Raw genomic sequence first — 2,426 nt, 5'->3', positions numbered from 1 at the left:
ACGTACTGGGATTATCCACCGTCCAGCGGTGATCGTAGCTGTATTGCAGGAAGTTACCAATGGTGCCCGACTCCGTCTGGAGGAAGATCTGCCCACCGGTCGATGCCTGGAACAGAACGCTGAGATCGAAGTTTTTGTAGCGCAAACCGGCGTTCAAACCGCCCTGGAAACGAGGCTGGTTGTTCCGATCGGCCCGTACCCGGTCATTGCCATCAATCTTTCCATTGCCGTCAATATCCTTCAGCTTCATGTCGCCGGGACGTAACAGACTGGCACCCACCCCGCTGTAATCCAGCTTGTTGGCATCAATGTCGGCCTGCGTCGAAAAGATACCATCGTATTGATACATGAGAGTACCGTTGGCATTGTTCGGGTTGTTGACGTCACTGGGAATAGGCTTACCCGTTGACCGCTGCCATTCCGGGGCGCCCGGGGTTTCATCCCAGAAGGTGATGGTATTTTTGGCATAGCCCCCGTTCACGCTCACGTTAAACTTCAGGTCGCCCGCCTGCCCGTTGTAGCCAACCCGGAATTCATAGCCTTTGTTGGTCACCCGACCGATGTTGGTTGCGGGCAAGGTAGCCCCCGTCGTTTGCGGAATCGACGCGCTCTGGCGCCACAGGATGTTCGACCGCTTGTTCTGGAAAACGTCGAACTCGAAGAAGACCTTGCCGTTCAGCAACGACCCTTCCAGACCAATGTCGGCATTGTTGGCCACTTCCCAGGTTAACTTCGTATTGGGTACACCGTTCTCATACAACGTCTGGGATACCTGCCCGTTCGTTACGTACCCCCAGCCTGAGTTGACGGGGTCGCCGTAAGCGTAGGTTGGCAGGTAATCGTATTCCCGCAGGGCGCCGTTGAAGTACACCTGGTCGTTCCCCAACTGACCCCACGATGCGCGAAGTTTCAGGGAGCTCACCGCCGGCAGGGCTTTCTTGAAGAAGTCTTCTTCCGAGATCCGCCAGCCCGCCGTTACGCCGGGAAAGAAACCCCACCGGCTCGCTGCCGGGAACATGTACGAGCCATCATACCGCCACAGGAACTCGGCCAGGTACTTCTCTTTGTAGTTGTAGGCTGCCCGGCCGAAGTAGCTCATACGAGCCCGTTCCCAGGCCGCCGTTGTATTGGCCACCTGCTGCGTTTGACTACCCGCGAACAACTGGTCGATGGCCGTCGAGTTAAAATACTGGCGGAAGCCCGAAAAACCGTTCGAGTTCGACTGCTCTTTGGTGATACCGGCCAGCAGGGTGATGGCGTGGCTGCCACCGAAGGTGTGGTCGTAGGACAGAATACCCGACAGCAGCGAATTAAGCTGGTCGTTAGTGTACTGGTTGAGGGTAGACTGGGCGGGCCCTTTCTGCACGCGCTGGAGCAGCGGCTCTTTGGTGGTCGGGTCGTAGGAGGTGTAATCCCAGCTATAAACGAACCAGGGGGTCTGCCACCGCTTGCCCTGCTGAATGTATTTGTCCAGGGCCACGCTAGCGGTTAACTTCAAACCCGGAACCCAGGGATTTGTAATGTTAACGCTGGCATTACTTTGAAGATAATACCGGGTATCCCGGTCATAACCCGTGGCGCTGGTGGTCACCAGTACCGGCTGCTGGCCGTTCTCGATGTCGGGAGCGGGTAAGCCATTGGGCCAGAAAGCGGGTTTGTTGGGATACCCCCGTTCCAGCATCCGGAAGATATCTCCAGCACCTACCGTGGGGAAGAAGCGGTTTTCCTGACGACCGACCACGCCGGTGACCAGGTTGATGTACTTACTGATTTTGGCATCCAGATTCAGCCGGAAGTCGTACTGCTTGTAGCCCGTGGCCGAGTTCTTGTAGTAGGCATCCTGGTTCTGGTAGTTGACCGAGGTCAGGTACTTCACGTTCTCATTGCCCCCCACCAGCTGCAGCGTATGCCGCACTTGGGGCGACCAGGTTTTCAGGGCCGCGCCGAACCAGTCGGTGTTGGGGTGCCCCCAGGGATCGGAGCCATCCTGAAACTTCTTGATGTCATCGGGCGTGAAAGCGGCTTTGGCGATGGACCCGTTATCGGGCCGGGTATAACTGCCCGTTGCCTTGAACGCAGCGCTCGCATCTTTCCAGTACTGTGCCGGCAGGTTATAGACGTTGATCTCGTTGTTGAGCTGAGCATATTCAGCCGCCGATGCCATTTTAGGAATGACCGTTGGCTGGCCAAAGCCCTGGTTGAAACTGTACGACAACTCGGGTTTGCCGGTCTTACCCCGTTTGGTGGTTACCAGAATAACGCCGTTGGCGGCCCGTGAGCCATAGATGGCGGCCGAGGCATCTTTCAGCACCGACATGCTCTCGATGTCGGCCGGGTTCAACCGGTCGATCCCTCCGGCCCGAGCCGGTACCCCGTCGATCACGATCAGCGCGTCGTTGTTCCCCAGGGTGTTGGAACCCCGAATC

Annotated in this window: 1 protein-coding gene; it reads right to left on the bottom strand. The window is 57.3% G+C overall.

Annotated elements, in window-relative coordinates; all coding sequences use genetic code 11:
* Positions 1-2,426: SusC/RagA family TonB-linked outer membrane protein (locus ACYVJM_RS31825; RefSeq protein WP_461152158.1), on the bottom strand; the 2,426-nt coding region annotated here is incomplete at both ends.

This window comes from Spirosoma pulveris (assembly GCF_054781875.1).
This window is presented reverse-complemented; position numbering and strand designations above follow the sequence as displayed.